This window comes from Paenibacillus sp. An7, from assembly GCF_009870785.1.
Taxonomy (GTDB): domain Bacteria; phylum Bacillota; class Bacilli; order Paenibacillales; family Paenibacillaceae; genus Paenibacillus.
The window spans coordinates 102,826-127,474 of sequence record NZ_WTWX01000006.1; the positions used below are offsets into that span (position 1 = coordinate 102,826).

At 40.8% G+C, this 24,649-nt stretch carries 29 protein-coding genes and 1 pseudogene; 21 read left to right on the top strand and 9 right to left on the bottom strand.

The features are described from left to right. Positions 1–40: 40 nt before the first annotated feature. From GQY27_RS10055 to GQY27_RS10080, 5 genes are all read left to right on the top strand, one after another. Positions 41–1,369 (top strand): MFS transporter, encoded by a 1,329-nt coding sequence (locus tag GQY27_RS10055; RefSeq protein ID WP_160033859.1) that lies wholly within the window; start codon positions 41–43, stop codon positions 1,367–1,369. A 106-nt stretch (positions 1,370–1,475) separates the two neighbouring features. Next, positions 1,476–1,937, top strand: coding sequence for a hypothetical protein (locus tag GQY27_RS10060; protein ID WP_160033861.1), 462 nt, complete (start codon positions 1,476–1,478; stop codon positions 1,935–1,937). Between the two features lie 579 nt (positions 1,938–2,516). Then, positions 2,517–2,837 (top strand): nucleoside triphosphate pyrophosphohydrolase, encoded by a 321-nt coding sequence (locus GQY27_RS10070; protein WP_160033863.1) that lies wholly within the window; start codon positions 2,517–2,519, stop codon positions 2,835–2,837. Positions 2,838–3,002: 165 nt separating this feature from the next. Further along, positions 3,003–4,022 carry a WXG100 family type VII secretion target gene (locus GQY27_RS10075; protein ID WP_160033865.1) on the top strand — a complete coding sequence of 340 codons (1,020 nt, stop codon included), beginning with the start codon at positions 3,003–3,005 and terminating at the stop codon, positions 4,020–4,022. Between the two features lie 10 nt (positions 4,023–4,032). Beyond that, the gene (locus GQY27_RS10080; protein ID WP_160033867.1) at positions 4,033–4,386 is read left to right on the top strand and encodes a PIM7 family immunity protein; all 354 of its coding nucleotides are present in this window, start codon (positions 4,033–4,035) and stop codon (positions 4,384–4,386) included. A gap of 475 nt (positions 4,387–4,861) precedes the next feature. Here GQY27_RS10080 and GQY27_RS10085 read toward each other — a convergent pair whose 3' ends face one another. Beyond that, entirely contained in the window at positions 4,862–5,086 is a 225-nt protein-coding gene (locus tag GQY27_RS10085; RefSeq protein WP_236570547.1) for a hypothetical protein, read from the bottom strand. Positions 5,087–5,185: 99 nt separating this feature from the next. Then, on the bottom strand, positions 5,186–5,362 hold the full coding sequence (locus tag GQY27_RS10090; protein WP_160033871.1) for a hypothetical protein: 177 nt from the start codon (positions 5,360–5,362) through the stop codon (positions 5,186–5,188). A 324-nt stretch (positions 5,363–5,686) separates the two neighbouring features. Here GQY27_RS10090 and GQY27_RS10095 point away from each other — a divergent pair, with 324 nt between their 5' ends. Genes GQY27_RS10095 through GQY27_RS10105 form a run of 3 tightly spaced genes read left to right on the top strand, consistent with a single transcriptional unit; the run spans position 5,687 to position 7,087 of the window. Then, complete coding sequence (locus tag GQY27_RS10095; RefSeq protein ID WP_160033873.1) at positions 5,687–6,070, top strand: hypothetical protein; 384 nt, start codon at positions 5,687–5,689, stop codon at positions 6,068–6,070. A gap of 1 nt (position 6,071) precedes the next feature. Next, on the top strand, positions 6,072–6,560 hold the full coding sequence (locus GQY27_RS10100; RefSeq protein WP_160033875.1) for a hypothetical protein: 489 nt from the start codon (positions 6,072–6,074) through the stop codon (positions 6,558–6,560). A 47-nt stretch (positions 6,561–6,607) separates the two neighbouring features. Beyond that, the gene (locus GQY27_RS10105; protein WP_160033877.1) at positions 6,608–7,087 is read left to right on the top strand and encodes a GNAT family N-acetyltransferase; all 480 of its coding nucleotides are present in this window, start codon (positions 6,608–6,610) and stop codon (positions 7,085–7,087) included. A 22-nt stretch (positions 7,088–7,109) separates the two neighbouring features. On the opposite strand, the gene GQY27_RS10110 is transcribed toward GQY27_RS10105, so the two are convergent. Both GQY27_RS10110 and GQY27_RS10115 read right to left on the bottom strand, forming a co-directional pair. Continuing rightward, a complete protein-coding gene (locus GQY27_RS10110; protein ID WP_160033879.1) occupies positions 7,110–7,694 on the bottom strand; it encodes a GNAT family N-acetyltransferase in 585 nt (194 codons plus the stop codon). 275 nt (positions 7,695–7,969) lie between these two features. Further along, positions 7,970–8,941 carry an aldo/keto reductase gene (locus GQY27_RS10115; protein WP_160033881.1) on the bottom strand — a complete coding sequence of 324 codons (972 nt, stop codon included), beginning with the start codon at positions 8,939–8,941 and terminating at the stop codon, positions 7,970–7,972. 226 nt (positions 8,942–9,167) lie between these two features. On the opposite strand from GQY27_RS10115, the gene GQY27_RS10120 reads away from it, so the two are divergent. After that, the gene (locus tag GQY27_RS10120) at positions 9,168–9,359 is read left to right on the top strand and encodes a hypothetical protein (protein WP_160033883.1); all 192 of its coding nucleotides are present in this window, start codon (positions 9,168–9,170) and stop codon (positions 9,357–9,359) included. Between the two features lie 127 nt (positions 9,360–9,486). Here GQY27_RS10120 and GQY27_RS10125 read toward each other — a convergent pair whose 3' ends face one another. Continuing rightward, on the bottom strand, positions 9,487–9,822 hold the full coding sequence (locus tag GQY27_RS10125) for a nuclear transport factor 2 family protein (RefSeq protein WP_160033885.1): 336 nt from the start codon (positions 9,820–9,822) through the stop codon (positions 9,487–9,489). Between the two features lie 135 nt (positions 9,823–9,957). On the opposite strand from GQY27_RS10125, the gene GQY27_RS10130 reads away from it, so the two are divergent. Further along, positions 9,958–11,274 carry an Imm26 family immunity protein gene (locus GQY27_RS10130; RefSeq protein WP_160033887.1) on the top strand — a complete coding sequence of 439 codons (1,317 nt, stop codon included), beginning with the start codon at positions 9,958–9,960 and terminating at the stop codon, positions 11,272–11,274. A gap of 101 nt (positions 11,275–11,375) precedes the next feature. Beyond that, positions 11,376–13,262 (top strand): molecular chaperone HtpG, encoded by a 1,887-nt coding sequence (gene htpG, locus GQY27_RS10135; RefSeq protein WP_160033889.1) that lies wholly within the window; start codon positions 11,376–11,378, stop codon positions 13,260–13,262. Between the two features lie 80 nt (positions 13,263–13,342). Here the strand turns inward: htpG and GQY27_RS10140 are convergent, their stop codons facing one another. From GQY27_RS10140 to GQY27_RS10155, 4 genes are all read right to left on the bottom strand, one after another. Continuing rightward, on the bottom strand, positions 13,343–14,020 hold the full coding sequence (locus GQY27_RS10140) for a DUF1796 family putative cysteine peptidase (protein WP_160033891.1): 678 nt from the start codon (positions 14,018–14,020) through the stop codon (positions 13,343–13,345). An 81-nt stretch (positions 14,021–14,101) separates the two neighbouring features. Beyond that, positions 14,102–14,368 carry a hypothetical protein gene (locus tag GQY27_RS10145; RefSeq protein ID WP_201450715.1) on the bottom strand — a complete coding sequence of 89 codons (267 nt, stop codon included), beginning with the start codon at positions 14,366–14,368 and terminating at the stop codon, positions 14,102–14,104. A 133-nt stretch (positions 14,369–14,501) separates the two neighbouring features. Beyond that, positions 14,502–15,143: a hypothetical protein gene (locus GQY27_RS10150; protein ID WP_160033893.1), complete on the bottom strand. Its 642-nt coding sequence runs from the start codon at positions 15,141–15,143 to the stop codon at positions 14,502–14,504. A 195-nt stretch (positions 15,144–15,338) separates the two neighbouring features. Beyond that, the gene (locus GQY27_RS10155) at positions 15,339–16,355 is read right to left on the bottom strand and encodes an NAD(P)H-binding protein (protein WP_160033895.1); all 1,017 of its coding nucleotides are present in this window, start codon (positions 16,353–16,355) and stop codon (positions 15,339–15,341) included. 238 nt (positions 16,356–16,593) lie between these two features. Between GQY27_RS10155 and GQY27_RS10160 the strand changes: the two genes are divergently transcribed. From GQY27_RS10160 to GQY27_RS10205, 10 genes and pseudogenes are all read left to right on the top strand, one after another. Further along, on the top strand, positions 16,594–17,301 hold the full coding sequence (locus tag GQY27_RS10160; RefSeq protein WP_160033897.1) for a response regulator transcription factor: 708 nt from the start codon (positions 16,594–16,596) through the stop codon (positions 17,299–17,301). A gap of 5 nt (positions 17,302–17,306) precedes the next feature. After that, positions 17,307–18,527, top strand: coding sequence for a sensor histidine kinase (locus tag GQY27_RS10165; protein ID WP_160033899.1), 1,221 nt, complete (start codon positions 17,307–17,309; stop codon positions 18,525–18,527). Positions 18,528–18,697: 170 nt separating this feature from the next. Next, on the top strand, positions 18,698–19,972 hold the full coding sequence (locus GQY27_RS10170) for an ArnT family glycosyltransferase (protein WP_236570548.1): 1,275 nt from the start codon (positions 18,698–18,700) through the stop codon (positions 19,970–19,972). Beyond that, positions 19,947–20,699: pseudogene (locus GQY27_RS10175) on the top strand (glycosyltransferase family 2 protein). Before GQY27_RS10170 ends, GQY27_RS10175 begins: the two are co-directional and overlap by 26 nt. After that, entirely contained in the window at positions 20,683–21,234 is a 552-nt protein-coding gene (locus GQY27_RS10180; protein WP_236570549.1) for a DUF2304 domain-containing protein, read from the top strand. Before GQY27_RS10175 ends, GQY27_RS10180 begins: the two are co-directional and overlap by 17 nt. 1 nt (position 21,235) lies before the next feature. After that, positions 21,236–21,580, top strand: a complete 345-nt coding sequence (locus GQY27_RS10185) for an EamA family transporter (protein ID WP_160033901.1) — start codon at positions 21,236–21,238, stop codon at positions 21,578–21,580. Between the two features lie 230 nt (positions 21,581–21,810). Next, a complete protein-coding gene (gene hemG / locus GQY27_RS10190) occupies positions 21,811–23,205 on the top strand; it encodes a protoporphyrinogen oxidase (RefSeq protein WP_160033903.1) in 1,395 nt (464 codons plus the stop codon). A gap of 125 nt (positions 23,206–23,330) precedes the next feature. Further along, the gene (locus GQY27_RS10195) at positions 23,331–23,498 is read left to right on the top strand and encodes a DUF3934 family protein (protein WP_160033905.1); all 168 of its coding nucleotides are present in this window, start codon (positions 23,331–23,333) and stop codon (positions 23,496–23,498) included. A gap of 235 nt (positions 23,499–23,733) precedes the next feature. Continuing rightward, the gene (locus GQY27_RS10200) at positions 23,734–23,952 is read left to right on the top strand and encodes a hypothetical protein (RefSeq protein ID WP_160033907.1); all 219 of its coding nucleotides are present in this window, start codon (positions 23,734–23,736) and stop codon (positions 23,950–23,952) included. Positions 23,953–24,021: 69 nt separating this feature from the next. Further along, positions 24,022–24,558: a hypothetical protein gene (locus GQY27_RS10205; protein WP_160033909.1), complete on the top strand. Its 537-nt coding sequence runs from the start codon at positions 24,022–24,024 to the stop codon at positions 24,556–24,558. Positions 24,559–24,649 lie beyond the last annotated feature (91 nt).

The following is a 24,649-nucleotide window of genomic DNA, read 5'->3' on the forward strand; positions in this document are numbered from 1 at the left end:
GAAATTGACATCAATAGATTAGTAGGGACGGAGTGAAAATATGTCTAAGTGGAAAAAAAGAATTGGTTACGGCATTGGCGATCTAGGATGTAATCTTGTGTTCAGCACAATGGGTTCCTATCTGCTCTTCTTTTATACTGACGTTTTTGGAATAACAGCAGCAGTTGCAGGTACGTTAATGTTATTAACGAAAATAATCGATGCTTTTGCAGATACCGGCATGGGACTATTAGTAGACCGAACACATACCCGATGGGGTCAAGGAAGGCCTTATTTTATCATTGGTGCTATTCCTTTTGCTGTATTTACGATTATGACATTTATTGTGCCTGATTTCAGTATGACAGGGAAAATTATTTGGGCCTATGTTACATATACCTTGCTGAACATAGCTTACTCGGTTGTTAATATACCATTAAATACGATTGTACCGAGATTAACTTCAGATAATCATGAGCGGAACTGGTTAGTATCGACAAGAATGATCTGCGCCTTACTTGGAACCGCTTTAGTTATGTCAATTACCATGCCAATGGTAGATTTTTTTGGACAAGGTGATGAACAAAGAGGTTACTTAATCACAATGAGCATCTATGGCATCATGGCACTTATCATATTTGTGATTACTTTTATGAGTACCAAAGAGGTTGTTCCGCCAACCATCAATTCTGGGAAATCTTCTTTCAAAGAAGACTTTAAGGGATTAACCGGACAAGCTGCCATATTCTTTATCGTGAATTTTCTCTATTTTGCTCTTTTTGTAATACGAAATACAACTGTAATTTATTATTTTACTTATAATTTGAACCGTCAAGATTGGCTTACTTTTGTTGGGCTATTCGGGATTTTATCGGGTCTGCCTATGCTCATTATTTTACCTTGGCTTCAAAAGAAGGTGTCAAAAAGAAATATACTGCTTTTAAGCACGATCATTTACATCGTAGGAGATTTGCTTATTTATTTCGGAAAATCCTCATCGTTTTTAGTCATAGCAGGGCTTGCGATCACAGGGCTTGGTATTTACGGGATCTTCGGAGTTACATTTGCTATTCAGCCCGATATTATTGATTATTCAGAGTATAAGAAGAATAAAAGTATATCTGGGATGATTGCTGCGATTCAAGGTTTCTTTGTAAAAGTAAGCTTGGGGCTCGGGAGTTTCTTAATTGGGGTTGTTCTAAAAATGGGAGGCTATGTTCCCAACGCCACACAAAACTCAACAGCACTCAGCTATATTGAACTCTGCTTTATTTGGGTGCCGCTAATCATTTGTCTGTTGATTGGAATTACCATGTGGTTCTATAAACTGGATGACCAGCGGGCAGCGATGGATGTAGAGCTTGAAAGACGACGTGCTCTTATTCAATAAAATGTTTATATAATATTATTACTAGCTTCCTTGAGTATAAATCAGGGAAGCTTTTTGATATAAAGGGGATAATATCCTGTATATTAGTGGGAATAGAGGTGATATTGTGATCAAGTATAAATATACAATCGAGTATAGAGAAGACTTTAATGAAGTCATTTTAGATTTTGATATAGATAAATCTTTAGAAAATGGTTATTTGATTAGTAATTCATTAGGATCAGATATCTTTGGAGATTTAAATATAGTTAAAGAAGAAGTCGATAAGCTATATGGTTTACTACTAGGAAAAGGGACTCTAATTAAGAGTGGGGGAAATGTAAATTTAATCAATTCTGATAAAGATTTTACAACAATAGAGGATATTTATTCAGAGGGAGATGAAGAGGATATTATATGTAGAGTAGAAACAATAGAATTCATAAAAATTATACTAATTTGGGCAAAAGAAAATTTTGAGTATAAAAAACAACGTGGTGTTTTGACAGAAGAAAAGGCAATTAAAGCAATCAATTGGGCAGAACAAAAATGGATTCAGATCATTGAATTTGATTCTATACAGAAGTGAATTAAATAAATATAAACGGTAAGGCTAGACATCTATTGACGGACACACATCAATGCATAACTCTACTTAAATGCTAAAGAGCTACATAGACAGGTTGATTATGGTCAGATAACTATCATGAGTGCTAGATAAATAAAAAGGTTATCCAGACTCGACCAATCTGAAAGACTGTGGAATTGAAAGAAAGACAATGAGGAGGAGACCATGGCAGTTTTTGTATTGATGTTAAAGGAATTTGAGGACGAAGATAGAGTAGTGTATCTATAATGGTCCAAATGAAAATTCAATGGGGAAAATTGAATATGACAAAAGAAAGAAGGTTATAAACTAACTTTCGTCAATTGATTCAATTGAATTCGCTGATGAGTTCTTCTTTAAGAGAGCAGGGCAACGTCTAGCAAGAATGATTATTAAAGAAAATTATAATTTTGTTGATCGAACAACTATAGAATCTTGATAATATGTACGCGACTTGCTTTTCATTGATAGATAGGAGTGGATTTTTAGGAAACCATGTTTTTATAATTTTATGAGTTAGATTAATGTTAGATTGAGATCGAGAGGAGATTGATATAAAACGTGCGAACCTATAATAAGCTAGTAAGGGATTTAATTCCGAATATCATTCGGTCTCAAGGGAAACGGTGTAAGACTTTGATTCTAGAAGAGGAAACTTACAAGTCAGCGCTGAGAACAAAGCTGGAAGAGGAACATAGAGAATATCAAGAAGCGGAAACAGATGAACTTGCTAATGAAGAATTAGCGGATATGCTGGAGGTCATCTACGCACTGGCTTCTGTTCATGGTATTAGTGAAGAGGATTTAAACAAGATTCGTAAAGAAAAGGCAGATCAGCGAGGGGCAATTAAAGAAAAGATATTTCTCGTGGTGGTGGATTAGTAGAGTCAGTGATGAAAAACATATCTATTAATTCATTGAATTTTCCTTTTTATGAAGTACATAAGATAGAGATTGAATAGATATTAAAGGAATAACGGTCGATGTAAAGTTTTCCATTATTTGATAGAATTTATTCACTTAACTAACAGTGAGAGTGAAATCCTTATGGTGAAAATAATGGTCTCACCTGATCAGCTGATGGAAGTTGTCGAACACTTCTTGAGCCAGCGTCAGGAACTGGAACAAATGTGCAATCAATTAGATAAGCAAATTTATTTTATAAGTGAAGGCTGGTCAGGAGCTACAAAAGAACGTTTTTTTCATGAGTATTTATCGGCCAGGCAATCTCTGGGTGTGACGATGGAAAAAATTTCGTCGATTGCCCAGCAGCTGAACTTTATAGCAAGGAGTTTTGCTGAAGCGGATGGTGAAGGAGGATCGGCAATCGTTATGCCTAGCTTACCTCCAAAAGTCGAGGCAAAGCTAGAAAGTGGTGTTGATTATACTGCCTCTGCGCTTAAGGGAGTAGGAGCTACGATCGAAGGGCTCTTTGACGATGCAGTTGGTACAGTAAAGAGTTTTTGGGAGAGTCCCTTCGGAACAGTATATGATATTGGATATGCATTTACAGTTGGGAGAGTAGTCGATGTATTATTAGGTGCACGCTTTGCTTGGGATTATGCCTGGGGGACAGGAACTGCACGATCAGACGCTGAGCAATTGTTAGAACAAATAAAACGAACAGAGGAAGAAGAAGGTAGAGGGTATTATACTGGCTATGTAGTAAGTCAGGCAGCTTCTTATTTAACGATAGGAAAGCTTTTGAAGAAAAATCGGCATGATGACCCGGGTGGTTCGGGAGGTTCGGGTGGAAATGGCAAGACTGAGGGGACGAGTACTCCTAAAGGGAATTTCGCAGGTGAAATTATTACTGAAAACATTCCTAATATGTCTAAACAAGAAATTCTAGACAACTTGCCAAAAGATTGGGGATATACTGACAATAATGGTTTTGTTCATATTAGAGATACCAAGGGAAACATTCGTATGAGAATCGATCCACCTGATAAGGTAACAAAGTATGATCATGTTCATTTGTTTGATGAAAATGGTAACCCGGTTGATATTAATCAGAATATTGTTGATAGAAAAAGTTCTGATGCTCATATCCCATATAAGAAGTGAGGTGACATGGATGAAGGCAAGAGAAATCTTAAGTGAAATTGAAGATATGCATTATTGGGATGCTAGAGTATTAAAATTTGATTCGAGTTTCTTTGGTGACGAAATGACCCTTGTATATGAGGATACAGAGCGGAATGTCGAATTGTCCTTTAGGGGATGTACAGAATTTTCCCTTCATACAACACTTGATGACAGGAGAAGACCCATAAGAGAGATGACTAGATCTCAAATCCCTTATTTTCTTCAAGATATTGATATCACAGATGTAGAATGTGGAGATTATAATTTACTGAAATGCAAAATCTTGATGCCCCCTCTTAATATAGAAATAGTGTGTAATTTTATTTCAATTGTAAAGATATAATTTTGCTAAATATCCTGAGTTGATTGGCAGAGTCGTAGAATTTCAAGTTGACCGTAAATTGTAGAATTTTAGAAAGAATAATGTTGCTAGAACTCTGTCTGGCTCCGAACCTTTCAATGTTCTTTTTTAGGTGAGTTGGATAACGAATGAATCTATCATTTAACCAAAGAACACAACTAACTCATGTTATACCGAACAGGTCTATTATGGTAAGATGCCACCATGATTGACCTGCTTTTTTGTTATCTTTGGTTTTGAGAGTTACTTTGGTACAGTGTATGGAAGACATAAATTCACAGTATAGAATGACCGGAAGATTGCGAAAACGATGAGATTTTAGCCTACATCCTAAATAAGAAAAACTCTTTCCAAGAATGAAAATGCGAATATGGCCGGGAAGATCAACAGTGAGGTCCTGCTTGCTTTTCAAGAAATATCAGCAGGAATGGAATCTCAAACAGTGCCTTGCCTGTTTCTATTCTTGCATGCTAGCTCCCATATTTTTCAGCATTCGCCTTCCAATGGTGCTTTGACCGAGCAGGGTAAGCCAAATGACTACATAATAGGCAATGATCGCTATTGTATTTTCGCCAACATAGATGACAAAGCAGAAAAAGATGAGCACAGCGAGTCCGATGATCCCATTGAGAAGCAGTGGCTTCATATCCATATAGAGAGAGGTAAGAGCCAGTCCCAACAACAGAATGACATAATCTCCTGGAGATTTACTAGCATACATAAAGGTAAAACCAATGATATTAAATCCAACAGCGACAAAATACATCGTTTGTTTTATATACTACTTCTTTAGATAGAATAGATTGCATATTGCTGCTACGGGAACTGCTGTGCACAGGATCGCGAGTACGATATCCAGACTTCGGTAACTTGCAGCGATCCCAAGAGCAGTACAAATCCATAACAACCTAACCATAAGTCCATTTCGTTTATGCAGTTCACTTAATTCTTGCGTCATTCCTTATTTCCTCCCAATTAGGTGATAATTATCTTTAGGGACCCTGTGTTATAGAAATGTTCCTGCAACGTTTAAGCATCACCTTCGTTTTTATGAAAGGTTGGATATATTCGTAGGCGAAAAGAACTCCATTATAAAGGCCTATATTACTATATCGTATTAAATCCTTTCATCCGCAAAGGAAGGTAAACGCATTATAAGATAGTGATAAAGATAAACGTCCCGTTTTGCAAGGGTGTTTTTTTGTGGGTTTTAATTCCAAATCGCTAATATAAATGTATAATAATGGAAAGCAGAGAGAGGATCAGGAAAGGAGAGGATCGTATGGAACAGCAGAATGAAGAGAAGCCTGAGCAGCCTGGTAAAGCCATACCGAAAAAGGTTGAACCGCTAACGGTCAGTGAACTATTTACCTTGGGGCGAAAACCAGCAGAGGATTTGGTATATCTCTTGTTTTGGATTGGAATGATTGGGGTCTTATACAATGCTTTTGTATTCGGAAAATATATCTCAGTGACTTTCACCCTCATGAATACACTTTCAAGTGATTTTTATGAAACTTCGACTACAGGGGGAAAACATATCCTTTTTGGTTTTGTTGCAGGTGCAATTGGTTTTTGTGTTCTGTTCGTTCTATGGAAAGTATGTTGTGAGCTGTTACTCCTTATATTCAAATCTCTTCAGAAGTATATAGGATCGAGTTACTGAAATGAAAATGAGAGGTCTTAGTTTACTAATCGTTCTGCTTGTTTTGTCCTCGGCTTGTAGTAATCGCACAATACCAAAGGTAGACTCCCCAGCTGGTGAATTTCTAATAGAACAAGGTTACGAAATCATCTGGCAAGAAGATATAGTGTATGAACATAGGCTTGAAAAAGAAGACCTGACACAGCTGCCCCATCAAATGTACTGGAGTGTTCAATCTGTCGATGCCGCTTCGTACATAGGAAAAATGATTTATATCACTACGTTTTATGTTAAGAATCATCCGTTAGATCAAGCTCCTGCTAACCTAAAGGGCCAGACAATCGTATATGTAATGCAGACGGAGAATGAGGTGATTGGCGGGTACAGCTTACCTGACCTTGATGATCCTACAGATGGCTGGGTGTATTCACTAGACGGACGGACACTGGAGGAGTTCTCGGGGATGGACTTTGGAACATGGAAACAACAGTGGGACAACAAGTACAAGTGACTACTATTAAAATACGCTCCGCGCGGATATGAAGGATGGTCAAACCTATGAACCATTTGAAATTTATACCGATGAGTCAAAAGCACGCAAGAACCATAGCCACATGGACATACCCTGAACCTTATTCGCTATACAACATGGTTGAAGATGAAGAGACTATAGAGGAACTAACGGAGGGGAGTTACTATGCCGCACTTGATGAAGAAGAGCAACTTATCGGGTTTATTTGTATAGGAGAAGCAGCAAGGGTTCCAGGAGGATATGCAGCAGGAATTTACAATAATGAACAGCAAATCGATATAGGTTTAGGGATGAGGCCTGACCTGACAGGGAACGGGCAGGGCGGTTTGTTTTTAAAAGAGAGTCTTTCTTTCCTTCGCAATCTTACGAACCATTCGTCATTACAGCTCGTTGTTGCCACATTCAATGAACGGGCTATGAAAGTATATGAGCGAGCTGGATTTCGTAAGGGACAAACCTTCCTTAGCAGGGACAGGGAATTCATATTGATGAACATCGAGTTCTAGTTCTATTTAGCGGGGGAAATCTTTAAAATTCTTTCCCTCGTATTTTTGAGAAAACCATCGTGTCCGACAGCTCCCCATAGACATCCAGACTGTCTCCGCGTAGAATTCCTTCAAGGATAAACCCGTTCCGCTCGGCTACTCTCGCGCTTTTCCCATTTCTTGCATCACAGCGAATTTCGATCCGATTAGCCGAGAGTTCATGAATTGCGTAGTTTGTTATGGCTTCTACAGCTTCACTCATATAGCCTTGTCCTGCATAGGAGCTTCTAAGCCAGTAACCAATTTCAAATTTGCGAACATCCCAGTCAATCCCGTGCAGCCCGCTGCTTCCGACAAATTGTCCATTTTCTTTGGAGAATAGCATGAGTCGTAAATCGGAGCGCTTCAGAAATTTCAGATGTGCCTGCCTAATATTAATTTCCGAGTTCTCGGGAGTAAGCGAGTCATTCGCAAAAGGCATCCATGGACGCAGTTCTTCCATGCTCTCCTGAACGGCTTCATAGGAGGCAGCGCCATCCCCATATTTAGGTGCTCGGATGATCAGCCTTTTACTTTCAAAGGATTCTGGAATCGTGAGCATGATCTTTTCTTTCGTCTCGTGGGTCATATCGCTAACCTCCAGCGGAAAAATTTCTCATAAACATAACATGGAATGTATTTTACTGGCAATTAAATTATTTAGGAGAGTTGATAAGTTGTATAAGTACGCAATTACAAAATATAATCCTCGTTTTCAAATAAAATCGCTTCATTCGTTAGATTCACCCGGTGTTATACATAACTAAAGCAAGTAACCCACTCGCTAGTTTTCACTGGAGTAGGTTACTTTTTTTGATTACAATGCTAATTCAAATGCATCAAAGGCACTTTGTGCAGATCTACCTAAATACGGTACGTAGCAAAAGGTTTAGCATGGATAAATGGCTCACTGATCTGATCCAGTTCAGTCCCGAGCTCTGAATTCATATCAATCTCAAGGCTCTTGATATTATCATCTAACTGCTCTGTTCTTGTCGCACCCACAATAACGGTAGATACCGCTGGGCGGTTCATAAGCCAAGCAACAGATAAAGCACTCGGGGAGTAACCATGGGAAGCGGCAAGATCACTTACCTTACGTCCAAGCTCCAAATTATGCTCTTCTAGGAACCGGTTGAAGTTTGGATCTGTCACGGCACGTGAACCAGCTGGAGCACTGTTTTTGCTCGTATATTTCCCAGTCAGGATTCCTCCCGCAAGCGGGAAGTAAGGGATGATTCCAACACCTTGGTCAAGACACATCGGAACAAGTTCAAGTTCGGGCGTACGATCTGCCAGGGAATAACTCGTCTGAGTAGATACATAGCGCACGAAATTCCGCATCTCGCTAATACCGAGTGCCTTCATAATCTCCCAAGCAGCATAGTTAGAAGCGCCGATGTAGCGTACTTTACCGGAACGTACCATGTCGTCGAGTGCCCGAAGGGTTTCTTCTAGAGGTGTGTTTGGATCAAAGGTATGAATCTGATAGAGATCCACATAATCAGTTTGGAGTCGTCTCAGGCTGTTCTCCAGCTCAAGCTGCAGGTGATAGCGGGAAGATCCACGCCCGTTAGGCTTATCGTCTGCGACAAGACCTGCTTTTGTAGCGAGCACGACTTGATCTCGCTTCCCTTGCAGCGCTTGTCCAATGATCCGTTCTGATTCGGTTCCTGCATAAATATTGGCTGTATCAATAAAGTTGATGCCATGATCGATGGCGTGATGGAGAATACGGGCAGAGGTTTGCTCATCCGCTCTCTTACCAAAAGAATTCGTGCCAAGCCCAAGCTGAGAGACTTGAAGTCCACTTTGACCTAGATAGTTATATTTCATTAGAACAATGCCCCTTTCGAGATCTTCGGTAGGATTAGTCAGAAATGATCTATAGACATTAAGTATATTATTTCCAGAGATTGAGAGCAAAAGAGGTAAGAAGAATAGGGTAAATCCAAGCCTGGTTTATAGATATAGTTACAACTTCATTATTTTAATAAATTATGAAATTGATTTAGTAGATCATTAAATTTAGTATAGAATGGAAAAAAGGGAGGGTGTATGTATGATAATCGTAATTCCCTTACTTATTTTATTTTTAACTATGGGCATCTATTTCCTTGTGAAGTCGAAAAAGGATTCTTCCAATAAAGGCTTCTATGAATGGATAGGAATTTCTTTAATTGTAATGGTCATCTTTTTTGTTCTGCTTTCTTCCTATCAATTCATTGCTCCGGATGATCATATAGGACATTAGCAGCTACCAGAATCTTTGAGTGGAGTAATCAATATTCTGAAATGAAGAAAGTCTTACAAAGAAAGGTAAGCCCCCGATCTTTTATGACTGGGGACTTACCTATTTATTTTATATCTAGCTTGATGAATTAACCAATAAAACGTACATGTGTGATCAGACCATCTTCAACACGGTAGACAGGAACAGCATACAGTAGATCTGTTCTTCCGCTATGTCCGCTGACTTCTTCATGATCGATGACATAAGGACCGTTCACAATCCGGGTTAGAATCTTCGCATGCAGCTCAGGACTAACTTCAAATGTCTTCATGTATCGAGTGCGAATCTCTTCTCTGTTCGTTTGTTGTACATTACCTGCAGCATCTTCAATAACACAATCGGGATGGTAAGTACGGAGTAATGCTTCAATATCACGTGCATTGTAAGCTTCAAGCTGAGCATCAATAACTTGGGTGATAGACATAGGTAAGTCTCCTTTACGTATGGGAAGATGGGTAAATGATGAATTCATTTGTTCAGAATATAACAATTTTTACCACACTAATCAACTACTAACACTTACACAAGCATAAGAACAATAATGAGGAGCTGGATTTACTTGATCTTATCAAAAGATACCCATAAGCATATTACAATTGGACACATGACGTTATTTATTCCTGATTATGATCTGGAGCGCTACTTATTTACCACAACCCTTGCGAACCAATTCGGAGTACAGACGAATACACAAGCGGGTCTTCTTTTGTTAGAGAAGATTCAGGAAGAGGAAGAAAGGTTGCTGGATCGGATTACCTTTGAATATGACGATGGGGGAATTATGGTTCATACTAGCGAGGACCAAGCGGAGGCAATCCTTCAAGTGATTTTCTTGGCGCATGATCTCATGGTTCCGCCTTATCAGATGAACCTATCTGATGAAGAAAAGATTAGTGCAATCGAGTACTGCAGAAATTGGGTTAGACCAACCCTGCAAACATGGAAGACTGGTGACGTATTTACGATCCCTTTGATGAATGAGGACTATGCCTACGGACAAGTAATAGGGGAGACTGCGGAGAAAAATCCGGTATGTGCCCTCTTTGAATGTTGCTCGGAAGAGGTGTTAGATCCTTCTTATATCGTAAATCAGCGTCCCATTGCCATTTTACCGTTAGCAGGCGACAAAATACATAATTTCACCTTTCAGGTGATTGGAAATGCTCCCGTACTTATTACCGGGGAAGGAGCCGTATCCGAATATCAAGGAGGAAAAATCAAACGTTTCTCCAATTCTTATTTCACCGAATTAGCAAATGCTTATTATAGACTTACGGATTGGGAAAATTCTCTACATGACTATAATACGTTGCTATTACCAGGGATCGAGGGGCCATGTGATGAGAGCCTAAGACCAGTGCCGAATACAGTTATTGACGTTATTCCCGGGGAGCGTATTGGAAAGCTCTATCTTGGGATGAGTGAGAAGGAATGCAGCGAGGTATTGGAATCCTATAGGAAAGAGCATCTAAAAGGTCTTTGGAATTATTCGCTTCATGATGTTTTTCATATCGACTATGATCAGGAGGGGAAGATCTCTTTTATAGAGATGTTTACAGGTTATGAACCGGAACTTCTTCAAGTCCGTATCCATCTGCCGGAACAGACGGTGGATGCCTTTCACACGAAAGCAAGGATACTGATTCCGATGATTGATAAAGTATCGCCTTATGATCGGTCCCAAGAGGATAATGGGTATGCTTATTATTTCAAAGAGTTAGGACTGGCATTGTGGCGAGGAAATGTATTTGAAGAAGAACAGATGGAGGAAGCATGGTATAAGGAAATGTGTGCTGAAAATCAGCAGGACGAGCTGCGATTTATGTACTTTGAGACGGTCAGTGTGATGGTTCCAGATTATTATAATCAGTCCTGAAACTTGACATTAAAAAATGGAATATGGTATATAAAAGGAAGACTTAGCACTCTCTTTATTAGAGTGCTAAAATAGGTTAACGAGTAGAAGGGAGACTATTCATGGCAACGAAACAATTCCAAGCGGAATCCAAGCGTTTACTTGAAATGATGATTAACTCCATTTACACCCAGAAAGAAATTTTCTTACGGGAACTGATTTCTAACGCAAGTGATGCGATTGATAAAATGTACTATAAAGCTTTGGTGGAAGATCAGCTGACTTTCCAGTCCGAAGACTACTTTATTAAAATTTCGGCGGACAAAGAAAACCGCACCCTAACAATTTCCGATACAGGGATCGGGATGACTCAAGAAGACCTGGAGAATAATCTCGGGATCATCGCGAACAGCGGCTCTTTTGCGTTCAAGAACGAGAATGAACTTAAGGACGGACACAATATCATTGGTCAGTTCGGGGTTGGTTTTTACTCTGCATTCATGGTGGCTGACAAGATTACCGTGATTACAAAAGCATGGGGAAGCGAGCAGGCTTACAAGTGGGAGTCCGAAGGTGCAGATGGATATACCATTGAATTAGCAGAGAAAGACAGCGTGGGAACAGATATTATTCTTCACATTCGTGAGAATACAGAAGAAGATTCTTATGACGAATACCTTGAAGAGTACCGTCTCAGAACAATTATTAAGAAGTATTCTGATTTCATTCGCTATCCGATCAAGATGGATGTGAAGACACAGAAACCGAAAGAAGATGCAGAGAACGAGTTCGAGGAAGTTATCGAAGAACAAACCGTGAACAGCATGGTGCCGATCTGGCGTAAAAATAAAAACGAGCTCACGAATGAAGATTATGAGAACTTTTATTTTGAAAAACGTTACGGTTTCGACAAACCGCTGAAACACGTTCATATCAGTGCAGACGGTGCAGTAGTATATAATGCCATCCTGTTTATACCGGAAAAAACACCGTTTGATTACTATACAAAAGAGTATGAAAAAGGACTTGAACTTTACTCTAACGGTGTTCTTATTATGGACAAATGCGGTGACTTGCTGCCAGATTACTTCAGCTTCGTGAAAGGGATGGTAGACTCCGAGGATCTATCACTCAACATTTCCCGCGAACTTCTGCAACATGATCGTCAGTTGAAACTGATTGCGAAGAACATTAAGAACAAAATCAAATCCGCACTTCAATCGATGATGAAGGATGAGCGCGATAACTACGTGAAGTTCTATGAATCCTTCGGCAGACAGCTGAAATTCGGTGTATATAACGACTACGGCATGAATAAGGGCGATATTCAAGATCTACTCCTGTTCTACTCTTCTAAAGAGAAGAAGCTTGTGAGCCTGGCTGAATACGTATCCCGTATGCCGGAAGATCAGAAGTATATTTACTACGCAACAGGTGAGTCTGTAGAACGTATTGACCGCCTGCCGCAAACGGAGCTTGTAGCCGATAAAGGATACGAAATTCTGTACTTCACAGATGATGTGGATGAGTTCGCAATCAAGATGCTTCAGAACTATCAGGAGAAAGAATTCCGTTCTGTATCGAGCGGTGATCTTGGATTTGAAGCGGATGCAAGTGAGCAGGAAGCAGAAGCGAAGGAAAATGAGAACAAAGAATTGTTCGAGCAAATGCAAGAACTCCTTGGCGGTAAAGTGAAGAAAGTCAAAGCTTCCAAACGTCTGAAATCCCATCCGGTTTGCTTATCTGCTGACGGCGAGATTACGATTGAGATGGAAAAAGTGCTGAACGCGATGCCTAATGCGGATGGACAGCAGGTGAAAGCCGATAAAGTACTGGAAATCAACGCAAACCATGAAGTGTTTAACTCACTCAAACAAGCATTTGAGAATGATAAAGAGAAGTTTGCTGTGTACACTAGCGTACTGTACAATCAAGCACTTCTAATTGAAGGCTTGCAGGTTGAAGACCCTGTTGCTTTCACTAATGATATTTGCAAAATTATGGCGTAAATTCAAATGTTCAAAAACCCTTCCTTTATGTAATTATAAGGAGGGGTTTTTATTTTATATGTCTAATCAACTTATTTTCCTTAGTGGTTAGTTAATTGGATGCCCCCTAGAATATAATCCCAGCTATTATAATCGTTCATATCATTAGGAACATCTAACGCGCAGGTATCATTCATCTCCCAATTTACTTCTTGTACAGATGTTAAATCATTTATGGGATTAAGTATTAGGATGGAAAATGAATTAGGTTTTAGTGTATCAGACAAAATCGAATGTAGCTCTGCTACCTGTTCATGAGTGGCTGACCATCTAATGAACAGCGTTTTTTTGCTGTTTATTAATGTGTTCCAGAATCGATCTATACGTAAATCAAGCTTCTCCTTAAATGGCGGATAGCTTGCAGACCAATGGTGATTCGGAATAACCGGAAAGTCATGGACTGAAACGATGTTATACAGCGTATCCCGAACAAAATAAGATTTCACTAAGGTATTGTCATTATCGGCTGAGAAGGCAGGCAGGCCATCCTTCAGATAATAATGTGTTTCTTCCAGTAAGGTTAGATTTTCTAGTTTCATAAAGTTCTGAAATTTGTTTTTATATAGTTTATTAACCTCAGTTAATGAATAAGAAATCATCCAATCGAGAGGCATAGAGAATTTTCTCAAACTAGTTCTTTGTAGATTTATAGCGGGGGCACAAGACATGCCTAAACTTACGATGAGTTCATAGCTTTTCTTTACGTCTTGTAAGTTCATGGAGTCACCCCTTTTCTGTGAAATTTCGTTTCTATTCAATTATATACAAACCCCCCAAGAATGATTGGGCATTCATTAGAACTAACTATTATCAACGATAAAGAAGGCTATAACGAAGATGACAATATAAATAGTAATCCCAATCGCCATCCATAGTAAGGATGCTTTCGCATAATTGGACTTGTTCGGGTTGGTAGAGCTGCTAAAAGCCCAAATAAATAAAAATATGAGGTTCACGAGCGGGATAGCCATCAGAAAAGTAACAAGCATCCAACTTTTCACCCCTACCACTGGCGCTTCCGGAGCATCATACTTTTTCGGTGTAACATGAGGATCATTATCTATCACTTTTCTTCATCTCCTAACTTATGTATTTTTCTGTGTATGAACCAATTTCATATACATTAAAAATTCTGTGAAATTATTCCGTTATATAAAATACCATCTATTTGTAAAAAAACGACAATACTTCTCACTCATTTTATTTTAACCTCAGGGTGTGTTCTCCTGATGCTGTATGGAAAATAAGATGTTTTTTATCTTTCCACGTAGGATCATTCATTCCAAGCACATCTTCAGCGGAGTCATATTGTCTAAAATCCATATAACTATAACGGTTATTGAGTTCTTTCAATAGGAGGCCCCCCAGCATGTACTGATAAAAGTCATAAGAATACATGGTTTCTCCTAGACTAGTTGCAGAGTATAGAATGACTACCGCTTCATTTCCGATCGGTGAGTGAATTGTTGTATAATGTTCATCATTGATTGCATGGCTGAAGTACAGAATGAGAAAAACAATAATAACTCCAGGCACAAATGCAGCAACAATGGTATAAATCTTAGCTCTGATTCCCATAGAAAACAGCACAATACTGTTGAAAATAAACATGGATAATACTAGACTGTCTGGTGGAAATAAGCGGAGATAATAGCCCATGCTATGTAGTACAATAAGCAGCACATCTATACCAAGAAGTATGGAAATTATTCTATAAGTCACCTTACGGGTCATAGAAGAGGATGTGCCCTCCGTCTTATGATCTATATCTATATCTTGCATATGTTCTTTTGGATGATTCATTTTTGCTGCTTTATACTCCAGATGATCTCGCTTGTTCATAGAACCCAGCACCCTTCGCTGTAAATAACATGATCTTAAGATATAAACACTACATACATAAAATGGTTACACTAAAAATACATAGCTGTTTATTCTTTTAGAGCTTAGATATATGATATTGACGCGTAAAACAACGCGTCAAAAAAACCGCACTAATTAAATAGGCGGTCCTGTATGAAAACGTATGATTTGGAATTAATTCTTTTTGTTCGGATCAGGAAGGTCACGAGGATTCCAATTCTCCGCTTGAGGCTCAAGCTGCTTAAGGTGAAGATCAAAAGCTTTCATAACCCACAGATGAATGGCAGCCTGAGAGTACTTATAGATAAACCAAGGTAATGAAGGTACATAATCGTGAATCCCTACGATACATTCTCTCGAATTTGGCAACTGTAAAAATTCAAGTCTCCCCTTATGAACTTCCCGCCTATTCACCAAAATTCCGCCTGTAATTCGGTACAAAGCATGAGATGAACTGCTTTTTGTTTGATCATAGGTTAGTTCGAGCATTGGAACTTTTATGGCCCTAGGAAGAATGCGGACAATCTGATCTTCACTTCTTGTAATCCGAAGGAACGGTTTTGTTATACGTGACAGCCACTCGGTGTAATAATGTAGAATCCACTTTGCATTTTTCCCTTCCGGTAAACAGAGCCGCTGTACGGATCTCACATCTGATTTTATTAAATTTTTCGCTACATCCTTCACTGAGTAAGGAGAAGTCGACGGACCACCAAACGGTTCTATCCAAAAGGTAACAGTAGGCACACCCGATGAGGTTAAGATCTGCTCTACTTCAAGTCTGCCTCGCAAGTGACGGGATCTGTCTTTGTTATCTATCTCCGCAGGGGCCAAGGTACAGATATATATGATTTTTTTCATCTTGTTGCGCTGAGCTGCTCTGGCAAAATGCCCTGCTAAGATCGCATCCATATCCTCAGATCTGCCCTGAGTTAGTTTGGCGGAAGAATACATGAATTGACTAATATAAATGGCATAGTCTGCTCCTCGCAGTGCTTCTTCCACATCGTCATAGGAGAAAAAGTCACAAGCGCGCCAAGTAACATGCTCTGTATCTTTATGTAGGTCAGCCCGTCCGGATAAGGCGATGATATGGTAATTCTTTTGTAGTTCGGTCATTAGATACTGGCCGATATGCCCCGATGCGCCGGTAAGGGCAATGACGGGACGATAATGCTCTTCTTGATCCATTGGGTTGTTTCTCCTTTGTTATTGCTTAACTGTTAATTTCACTACCTTTGTTTCCATCTTAACTTCCGATGAGCGGTATAAAAAGCGTGAGATTGCTTATTCTAAAGAGAATCATCCACAGTAATTTAAGCTAATATTAAGATATTTACGACCGTAATATTAAGGTTTCTGGTTTATAATGCTATTTATTAAAGCATAATCTTAGATTTTAGAATATTCAAAGAGGTGTGAAAGCAGCATGTCCAGAGAAGCAATCTTACTTGTTGATGATGAAAAGGAAATTATCGAACTCATTGAAATTTATTTAAAGAATGAAGGATACATAATATTTAAGGCATTCAATGGGGTGGAGGCCCTCGAAGTACTGCGCAACAACCCAGTTGATTTAATTATTCTCGATGTCATGATGCCACAGATGGACGGAATTCAAGCATGCATGAAAATACGAGAGAAAAACAATACTCCCATTATCATGTTGTCTGCAAAAAGCCAGGATATGGATAAAATTTCAGGCCTGAGCATCGGTGCGGATGATTATGTTACTAAGCCTTTTAACCCGCTTGAACTGGTCGCCCGAGTTAAATCACAGCTCCGCCGGTACAAAATGCTCAATAACCGCAGTGATTCGGGCGAGGATGAGATCGTGATTGACGATCTTGTGATTAATACCGCTACTCATACCGTGACGGTGGGGGATCAGGAAGTAAAGCTGACGCCCCGCGAATTTGATATTTTAAAGCTTCTGGCCGTTAATCAGGGAATTGTTCTGAGCATGGACAAAATATACGAGGAAGTCTGGAACGAGCCGTTCATGGACTCGAAAAACACGGTCATGGTACATATCCGCAAGCTCCGCGAAAAGATTGAGAAGGATACTCAGCATCCTGCTTATATTAAAACGGTTTGGGGCATTGGCTACAAAATGAGATCTACAAAGGAGATGTAAGGGATATGAATACGAAAGTATACATCAGTATTCGTTGGAAATTCCTTGCCATATTTCTTGGATGCATGGGACTCACACTGCTGTTCGTTCTGCTTGGGGGGTTGCTCGCTTCCTATGTTATCAAAATAAGCCCCTATAACGTGCCCCTGGCGTGGATCATCAACCATGTTGGATCTCAAAACACCATCCTTATTTGTGGAACAGCTTTTTTTATCACTTTATATATCTTTGCGACCCGCCCGCTTGTCTTACGTGCGAAGGAGCTTGCAAGCGTTCTTGAGGAAATGGCGGACGGACGGCTTCATATGACTGTAAAGGTGAAGGCCACTGATGAACTGGGTACAATCGCAGGTAACATCAACAGCGTGTCTGAACAGATTCATACGTATCTGGAAGAGATTAACCAAGGCCTTGCGAAAATTGCTAAGGGAAATTTCGAGCATGAAATTCCGGTTAGAGAAAACCATGAGCTTGGCCTGATTGCAGAGAGTATCAACGCGATGAGCGAACAGCTGAACCGTTCCATTCAAGAAGAGCGAAACGCGGAGAAAACGAAGAACGATTTAATTACCGGTGTTTCCCACGACCTTCGAACCCCGCTTACTTCCATACTCGGATTCTTAGAAATTATTGATAAAGACCGTTATACGAGCGAGGTGGAACTTCGCTATTACATGAATATCGCGTATGAAAAATCACTTAGTCTCAAAAAACTCATCGATGATCTATTTGAATATACCCGTATTAACAACGGCATGCCTCTTCATTTACGTGAACTGGATGTAACGGGGCTTATTGAACAGCTGGCTGAGGAATTCGTTCCGAGTCTGGAGCAGGCGAATATGACCATTCGAACGCATGTACCGGATCATCGGGTGATGATTAAGGCAGACGGTGACCAGCTTGTTCGTGCATATGAAAACCTCATTTCTAACGCGATCAAGTACGCAAAGAGCGGTAAATATATAGACATTTATATTGAAAAAAAAGATGGACATGTTGTTGTACGTATCTGTAACTATGGGCAACCTATTCCGAAGCGGGATCTGCCTTATATCTTTGAACGTTTCTACCGCGTCGAACAGTCCCGTTCAAAAGAAACGGGCGGAACGGGTCTAGGACTTGCGATCACAAAGAGTATCTTCGATGTGCATGGGGGCGAAATCTCCGTAGAAAGCTCACCTAGACAGACGGTGTTCGAGACTCGACTGCCCATCTTGGAATAGACTAAAGGCTGTTTTAAATAAATCAATGAAAAACTTAAGAGTTTGTTAAGCATTTAGATAAGAACCGTTAAGAAGTGTCTTGTAGTCTTGACTTTAACAAGAGGAAAACAAGCCATGGCGAACGCCATTGCCTCTGACATATTTACTTCAGGAAGGAGCAAGACTTACGAATGGACACGATGGCGTCTAAGATGCTTACCCATAAAAAAACACTGCTGATAACGATGATCGTACTGATCTTCGCACTGGCTGCTTTTGTAAGACTCGACTTTCTCGTCTCGGTCAATCATAAAGTATCGCATGATACGGTGAATTACGACATTATGGTTCGGCAGTTGCTGGAAGATGGAATTTATGCTTATAAGGATACGGAGCCAAACGCCCAGGTTACGCCGGGTTATCCGCTTTTTATGGCGGCGGTTTATAAGATGGTCGATTATCAGCATAATGATCCCTTTCCGTACATTCGATATATCCAAGTTGGTATCAGCCTTGTTACCCTGGGGCTGATTTATTCCATTGCCCGAAAACTGGCAGGCCAAACGGTTTCAATCATTGTGCTGCTCATAAGCGCAGTATATCCTCCGTTCATTTGGAGTAACGGCGCAGTGCTCACAGAGGTGCTGGCATGCTTTTTCTTAATGCTTTATATCCGTCTACAGCTTCAGGCGTTTGAGAAGAAAACACGAACCCTCGCTCTGCTTAGCGGTGCGGCAATGGGCTTGCTTGTGCTGACGCGTCCGGAATTTTTAATTCTAATCCCAGCGGTTTACGTGTTTTATTACTTTTGGAAAAAGAACTTTAAGCTCACATTGAAATTACTGCTGTTCACCTGCATTGGTACCGGGGTTGTTCTCTCACCTTGGGTGATCCGCAACATGGTAACACTGAACGAGGTCGTCATTGCTTCTACACAGGTCAATCCATTCGCAGCAGGTACTTATCCAGATAAAAATTATGATGATGGACTGGTTGACCGTCACGGTAAGACTCAAATGGAGGTAGCAAAAGAGCGGCTGAAGATCGGTTTTACTGAACACACCTGGACCTTTGTAAAATGGTATACCGTTGGTAAGCTAAAATATATCTACTCCAATATGTATTTTGGCAGCGGTCATACCCCGATCTACAGTGTACTTCCAAGTCCGCTCGGCAGTATGCTTCATTTGGCACTTGTCTATTTTTGTCCGGTCGCTTTGATTGCTGCTGTTCGGAAATGGAGAAAGCCGCTCACGCTGCTTACGCTGATCGTTGTGGTTATGACGGTGACACGCTTAGCATTTGTACCGGAATACCGATATAACTACACTTCCATGCCACTGATTATTATGCTGGATACGGTGGTCGGCGTCGCGATCATCCGCTGGTTTTGGAATAAATACGTAAGACCCTCACATTCACAGAAAGGAGCTGTTATCTATGACGAATCAACCAACCATTCCTAATTCTTCGCTCAAAGTGCTTGTCATTGTTCCTGCTTATAACGAGGCGGAAGGTATTGGGCAAGTGATCCACCAGATTCGTCAGGATATCCCTTATGTGGACGTGCTGGTCATCAATGACGGATCAAGTGACGACACCAGTCGGATCGCGAGAGCTGCAGGTGCGAGTGTTATCGATTAGACCTGCAATCTGGGTATCGGCGGAGCGGTGCAAACGGGTTACCGCTATGCGGCTGAACATCATTACGATTATGCGGTGCAGATTGACGGGGATGGGCAGCATAATCCGAGTGATCTGAATCAGCTTCTGGATGCAATCCTTGAGACGGGAGCGGACATGGTCATTGGTTCTCGCTTTATTACAAAGGAAGGGTTTCAGTCGACCTTTGCGCGCAAAATGGGTATCGGTCTACTGTCTGCCCTATTGACCCGGCTTACCGGTCAGTCCGTAACCGACCCAACTTCAGGGTACCGCTTCTGCGGGAAACGCGCGATTTCTCTGTTCGCTCGCGAGTATCCGACTGACTACCCAGAAGTTGAAGCACTGATGCTCTTGTATAACCGGAAACTCACCTTTACTGAGATTCCTGTCATTATGAAGGAACGTCAAGGCGGGGTATCTAGTATCTCGGCGATGAAATCCGTGTACTATATGTCCAAGGTGATCCTATCTGTCTTACTCATGAAAACCATGAAAAAGAGAGCGTGGGAACATGGCTATGAATCTTAATGTTTACTTCGTCAGCTTTTGTATCAGCTTAGCGTTTGCCACTACGATTCTATATTTAATTCGCAAGCGAAAATTAAAGGAGCAGTATGCTCTGCTTTGGCTTTTGATGAGTGCGATCATGATGATTTTATCTTTATTTCCGTCCATTTTGGATGGGCTGGCGGTACGCATTGGCATTTTCTATGCTCCGTCGCTGCTTTATTTGCTGAGTGTTGTTGCTATACTATTCATTCTGCTGCATCTGACGATCACCGTATCTTCTCTTACCAACCGGGTCGTCATACTGACGCAAACGCTGGGGCTTACGGAGGAACGTATTCAAAAGCTCGAAAGACAGGTCGAAAAAGCAGCAGAGGTACAGGGATTAACTACAGCGGAAGATGAGGAACAAGGGATAGCCATACCTGACTTCTCGCCATCCTCTGAGCAGCATCTTAAACGTAAACAATCCTATGACCAAGTTTGCCCCTCATCATTAGACCCTGATGTTAATGTTGTTCTTCGTCATGATCCAAGCAGGGAGGAGATCCGGTAATATGGCTTATGCTTTGTTATTGCTCAATATATTACTACTCGTCTCTGGCCAGATCGTTTGGAAAATGGGGCTTGAACAGCAGGGAGGCATTCAGCTAAGCAATTTCGTGTCGGTCCTGTTTTCGCCACTGATCCTGCTTGGTATCCTGTTTTATGGCTTGGCTACGGGGCTATGGTTTATTGTTCTCTCCAAGCTACCGCTAAGTGTAGCCTATCCGCTGCAAAGCCTTGCTTATGCGATTGGAATCGTGGCTGCCTGGTATATCTTTGGAGAAAGTGTCCCCCTGAACCGCTGGATCGGAGTGGCAGTCATTGTTATCGGTGCGGCTATCATTGCTGCAAAATGACGGTTCCGCTAGACTAATTAATGCTCGTGCGGAGCATTTTATCCATAGAGAGAATCTGCATCTGTCTAATCCTTACGTTGAGCAAGCAATCAACATGATAGGATGGGCAGATGCTTTTTTGTATTCAATTACGTTTTGTCCTAAGAACGAACAGGCAGGGTATGGTATACTTTACTCCATCATTTAGATGTTAAATAACCATATACTTCAGATATAGTAGGTGAGCGTTTGTGAAGACGATAGCTGTAATTGGAGGCGGCATTACCGGATTATCCGCAGCCTATACCTTGCAAAAGGAAATGGAGAAAAGAGACTTTGCTGCTCGTGTTATTTTACTCGAATCGAGCAGTCAGCTGGGCGGCAAGATCTGTACTGCTCGCGATGACAGCTTCACGATGGAGACGGGGGCAGATTCCATTGTCACTCGTAAAAAACATATTTTTGAAGTCATTGAAGAGTTGAAGCTTACGGAAAAAGTGGTCTATAACGAGACAGGGATTTCTTTCATCCACACGGATGGAGAGCTCAAGCAGATTCCGGAAGATGCGATGTTTGGGATCCCGATGAGCATTGAGTCTCTTGCAGAGACCACACTGATATCTCCCGAAGGAAAAGTTGCAGCTTTGAAAGACCTTTACACGCCCAATAAGATGTTTACAAAACAGGACTCGCTTGGGGATTTCCTTGAGGCATTTCTTGGCACAGAATTGGTGGAAAAGCAGATTGCACCGGTGATTTCCGGGGTGTATTCAGGCAAAATTCATGAACTCACTCTTGCATCAACGATGCCTTATTTATTGGATTACAAAAATGAGTATGGGAGTCTCATCCGTGGCCTGGATGCTCATCGAAGCGAGCTGAAAGGTCCCAAAGAAGGTAAGAAATTTTTATCTTTTGAAGGCGGAATGTCTGAACTTATAGATGCCTATGAGCAAAAACTGACGGATGTAACCATCTGTAAGAATACGGCCGTTACCCAAATCGTTCATGGACCGCAGGAAGGAACCTATACCATTTCCGTTTCTGATGGAGAAGATATAAGTGTAGATCAGATCATTCTTGCTGCGCCCCATAAGGCAGTAGCAAAGATGCTTCAGCATGAAGAACTAAATCGCGATTTTGAACAGCTGCGCAGTTCATCGATGATCAGTATCTATCTCGGGTATGATGTACCAGATGAGCGGCTTCCGGCGAATGGGACCGGATTTATTACTTCTGGAAGCAGCGATCTCATCTGCAACGCCTGCACTTGGACGAGCCGTAAATGGAAACATACTTCGAAGAAGAGTCAGCTGCTAGTCAGACTCTTTTATAAAAGCATAAACCCAGCCTATGAACAGATGAAAGATATGTCACAAGAAGAACTGATGCAAGCAGCAGCAGAAGATGTACGGAAAAGTCTTGGTCTGTCCGAAAATCCTGTTTCTTATAATGTAAAAGTATGGCATGAGGAAATGCCGAATTATCACCGGACTCATCATCAGTTGGTTCGTTCACTGGAAGAGAAAATGTCAGCACACTATCCAGGTATTTTTCTCGCTGGTTGTTCTTATTACGGCGTAGGTGTTCCAGACTGTATTGCGAATGGGGAGGAGACTGCCGCTAAGGTAATAGAACAGCTATAGAAGGACACAAAACTCATGGTTTGTCAGGGGAAGCCGAATCCTAGTTCTTCATGTCTTTACTGTACTTATCGCTATTTTTCCTGTATAGTTCAGGCATAATATAGGAATAGAGCTGGAGTGATTCGATGAGTAAGGCAAAAGGTAAGGGCGGAACAGGAAGAGGAACAGGAAAAAAAGGATGGAATCGCTGGCAAGCAGGCGAACGCCGTGCTAGCAATTCTCCTAAACCATACAAGAGTAAAGGGACAAAGAAAACAGAGAATAGTGAAGCCGGCTCAGCCGATCATCGCTAATTTTTATGACATATGAGATTGAAAAGACATGAACTAAAGAACTCGCCATTTCGGCGGGTTTTTTTGTGTGAGCAGACTATATATGACCTTTGTTAAAGAAATGATGAAGGTCCGGTGTTTTACTATGATGATCATGAACCCTTAGTTCAGGTAACAACAGAATCCGCTTTTTTATTTGCTTTAGGTTGTAAAATAGCCATTCTTATTTCCTTTCTTAGTAAAGGAGGAATGAGCAATGGAAAATCTAAACTTGGAAGAAATGGTCTATCTTATTACGAATATAGGTTTCCCAATGGCGGTGTGTGTTATTCTACTTCGCTATGTGCTGCAAACCATCGGGTCACGCCTTGATAAACTAGATAGTTCTTTACTGAGACTTAACCGGAGCATCAGAGAGCTGGGTACCGAAACGAAGGCAAAACATACAGCGTCTGAACGGAAAAAGGAAGAGTGATGAGACTCGTTCTGTTATACTGGGTCTTTGACAAACGTACTCCATCCCGAAAGGTTGATACAAAACAAGATGAGAAAACAATTCCTACAAATAAGTCTAATGGCAGCAGGACTGATTTTGTGTCTGTGTTTCCTGTCCGCATGTGACAAAGAAGCGGCTGAATCACATGTTCAAACTCCCCCTGCGCAGCAGGATAAAATCATTTATAAGCTGGAAGAAGAGAATGAAGCTGACCATGCTGAATGGGATGAAGAAAAGGAGCAGATAAATAAAGTAAGCACTCTTGTGTATACACATTTGGAACAGGAGGGGAAAGAATTTACAGGAATAGCTGAGTTCTCGAACGAGTCGAATGAGCCGATCACTATTGAGATGAGACTGCCGCAAGAAGCAAAGCAGGCACTGTCGAAGCCACGCATCTCCGTGCTTGAAAGAAAATTAAAAACAACAGTATACGAAGTTTCATTTTCGGCTAATGAAGATTTCTTTAAAGACAACTCAAATACAGAAGTTTTTTATGAGCTTCAATGGAAGCAGCTTATAGGCGATACCATGCATACGATTACGAGGTTTGAAAGTTCGGTAGAAACAAGTGATCTTCTCTAGCTTACTTCCATATTATAACAACAGGCAAGCAACTCTCTGCGTTTCGAATTCTGTAAGAAGGGTAATTTTCAAACAAGAAGGTGACCATACT

Coding starts and splice junctions, on each gene's coding strand:
- GQY27_RS10115 (WP_160033881.1), bottom strand. CDS start 8,941: ATGAAATATAACTATCTAGGTCAAAGTGGACTTCAAGTCTCTCAGCTT.
- GQY27_RS10200 (WP_160033907.1), top strand. CDS start 23,734: ATGGAAAATCTAAACTTGGAAGAAATGGTCTATCTTATTACGAATATA.
- htpG (WP_160033889.1), top strand. CDS start 11,376: ATGGCAACGAAACAATTCCAAGCGGAATCCAAGCGTTTACTTGAAATG.
- GQY27_RS10105 (WP_160033877.1), top strand. CDS start 6,608: ATGAACCATTTGAAATTTATACCGATGAGTCAAAAGCACGCAAGAACC.
- GQY27_RS10140 (WP_160033891.1), bottom strand. CDS start 14,020: ATGAACTTACAAGACGTAAAGAAAAGCTATGAACTCATCGTAAGTTTA.
- GQY27_RS10095 (WP_160033873.1), top strand. CDS start 5,687: ATGGAACAGCAGAATGAAGAGAAGCCTGAGCAGCCTGGTAAAGCCATA.
- GQY27_RS10165 (WP_160033899.1), top strand. CDS start 17,307: ATGAATACGAAAGTATACATCAGTATTCGTTGGAAATTCCTTGCCATA.
- GQY27_RS10100 (WP_160033875.1), top strand. CDS start 6,072: ATGAAAATGAGAGGTCTTAGTTTACTAATCGTTCTGCTTGTTTTGTCC.
- GQY27_RS10160 (WP_160033897.1), top strand. CDS start 16,594: ATGTCCAGAGAAGCAATCTTACTTGTTGATGATGAAAAGGAAATTATC.
- GQY27_RS10120 (WP_160033883.1), top strand. CDS start 9,168: ATGATAATCGTAATTCCCTTACTTATTTTATTTTTAACTATGGGCATC.
- GQY27_RS10110 (WP_160033879.1), bottom strand. CDS start 7,694: ATGACCCACGAGACGAAAGAAAAGATCATGCTCACGATTCCAGAATCC.
- GQY27_RS10155 (WP_160033895.1), bottom strand. CDS start 16,355: ATGGATCAAGAAGAGCATTATCGTCCCGTCATTGCCCTTACCGGCGCA.
- GQY27_RS10195 (WP_160033905.1), top strand. CDS start 23,331: ATGAGTAAGGCAAAAGGTAAGGGCGGAACAGGAAGAGGAACAGGAAAA.
- GQY27_RS10080 (WP_160033867.1), top strand. CDS start 4,033: ATGAAGGCAAGAGAAATCTTAAGTGAAATTGAAGATATGCATTATTGG.
- GQY27_RS10150 (WP_160033893.1), bottom strand. CDS start 15,143: ATGAACAAGCGAGATCATCTGGAGTATAAAGCAGCAAAAATGAATCAT.
- GQY27_RS10090 (WP_160033871.1), bottom strand. CDS start 5,362: ATGACGCAAGAATTAAGTGAACTGCATAAACGAAATGGACTTATGGTT.
- GQY27_RS10170 (WP_236570548.1), top strand. CDS start 18,698: ATGGACACGATGGCGTCTAAGATGCTTACCCATAAAAAAACACTGCTG.
- GQY27_RS10185 (WP_160033901.1), top strand. CDS start 21,236: ATGGCTTATGCTTTGTTATTGCTCAATATATTACTACTCGTCTCTGGC.
- GQY27_RS10125 (WP_160033885.1), bottom strand. CDS start 9,822: ATGTCTATCACCCAAGTTATTGATGCTCAGCTTGAAGCTTACAATGCA.
- GQY27_RS10205 (WP_160033909.1), top strand. CDS start 24,022: ATGAGAAAACAATTCCTACAAATAAGTCTAATGGCAGCAGGACTGATT.
- GQY27_RS10180 (WP_236570549.1), top strand. CDS start 20,683: ATGGCTATGAATCTTAATGTTTACTTCGTCAGCTTTTGTATCAGCTTA.
- GQY27_RS10075 (WP_160033865.1), top strand. CDS start 3,003: ATGGTGAAAATAATGGTCTCACCTGATCAGCTGATGGAAGTTGTCGAA.
- GQY27_RS10055 (WP_160033859.1), top strand. CDS start 41: ATGTCTAAGTGGAAAAAAAGAATTGGTTACGGCATTGGCGATCTAGGA.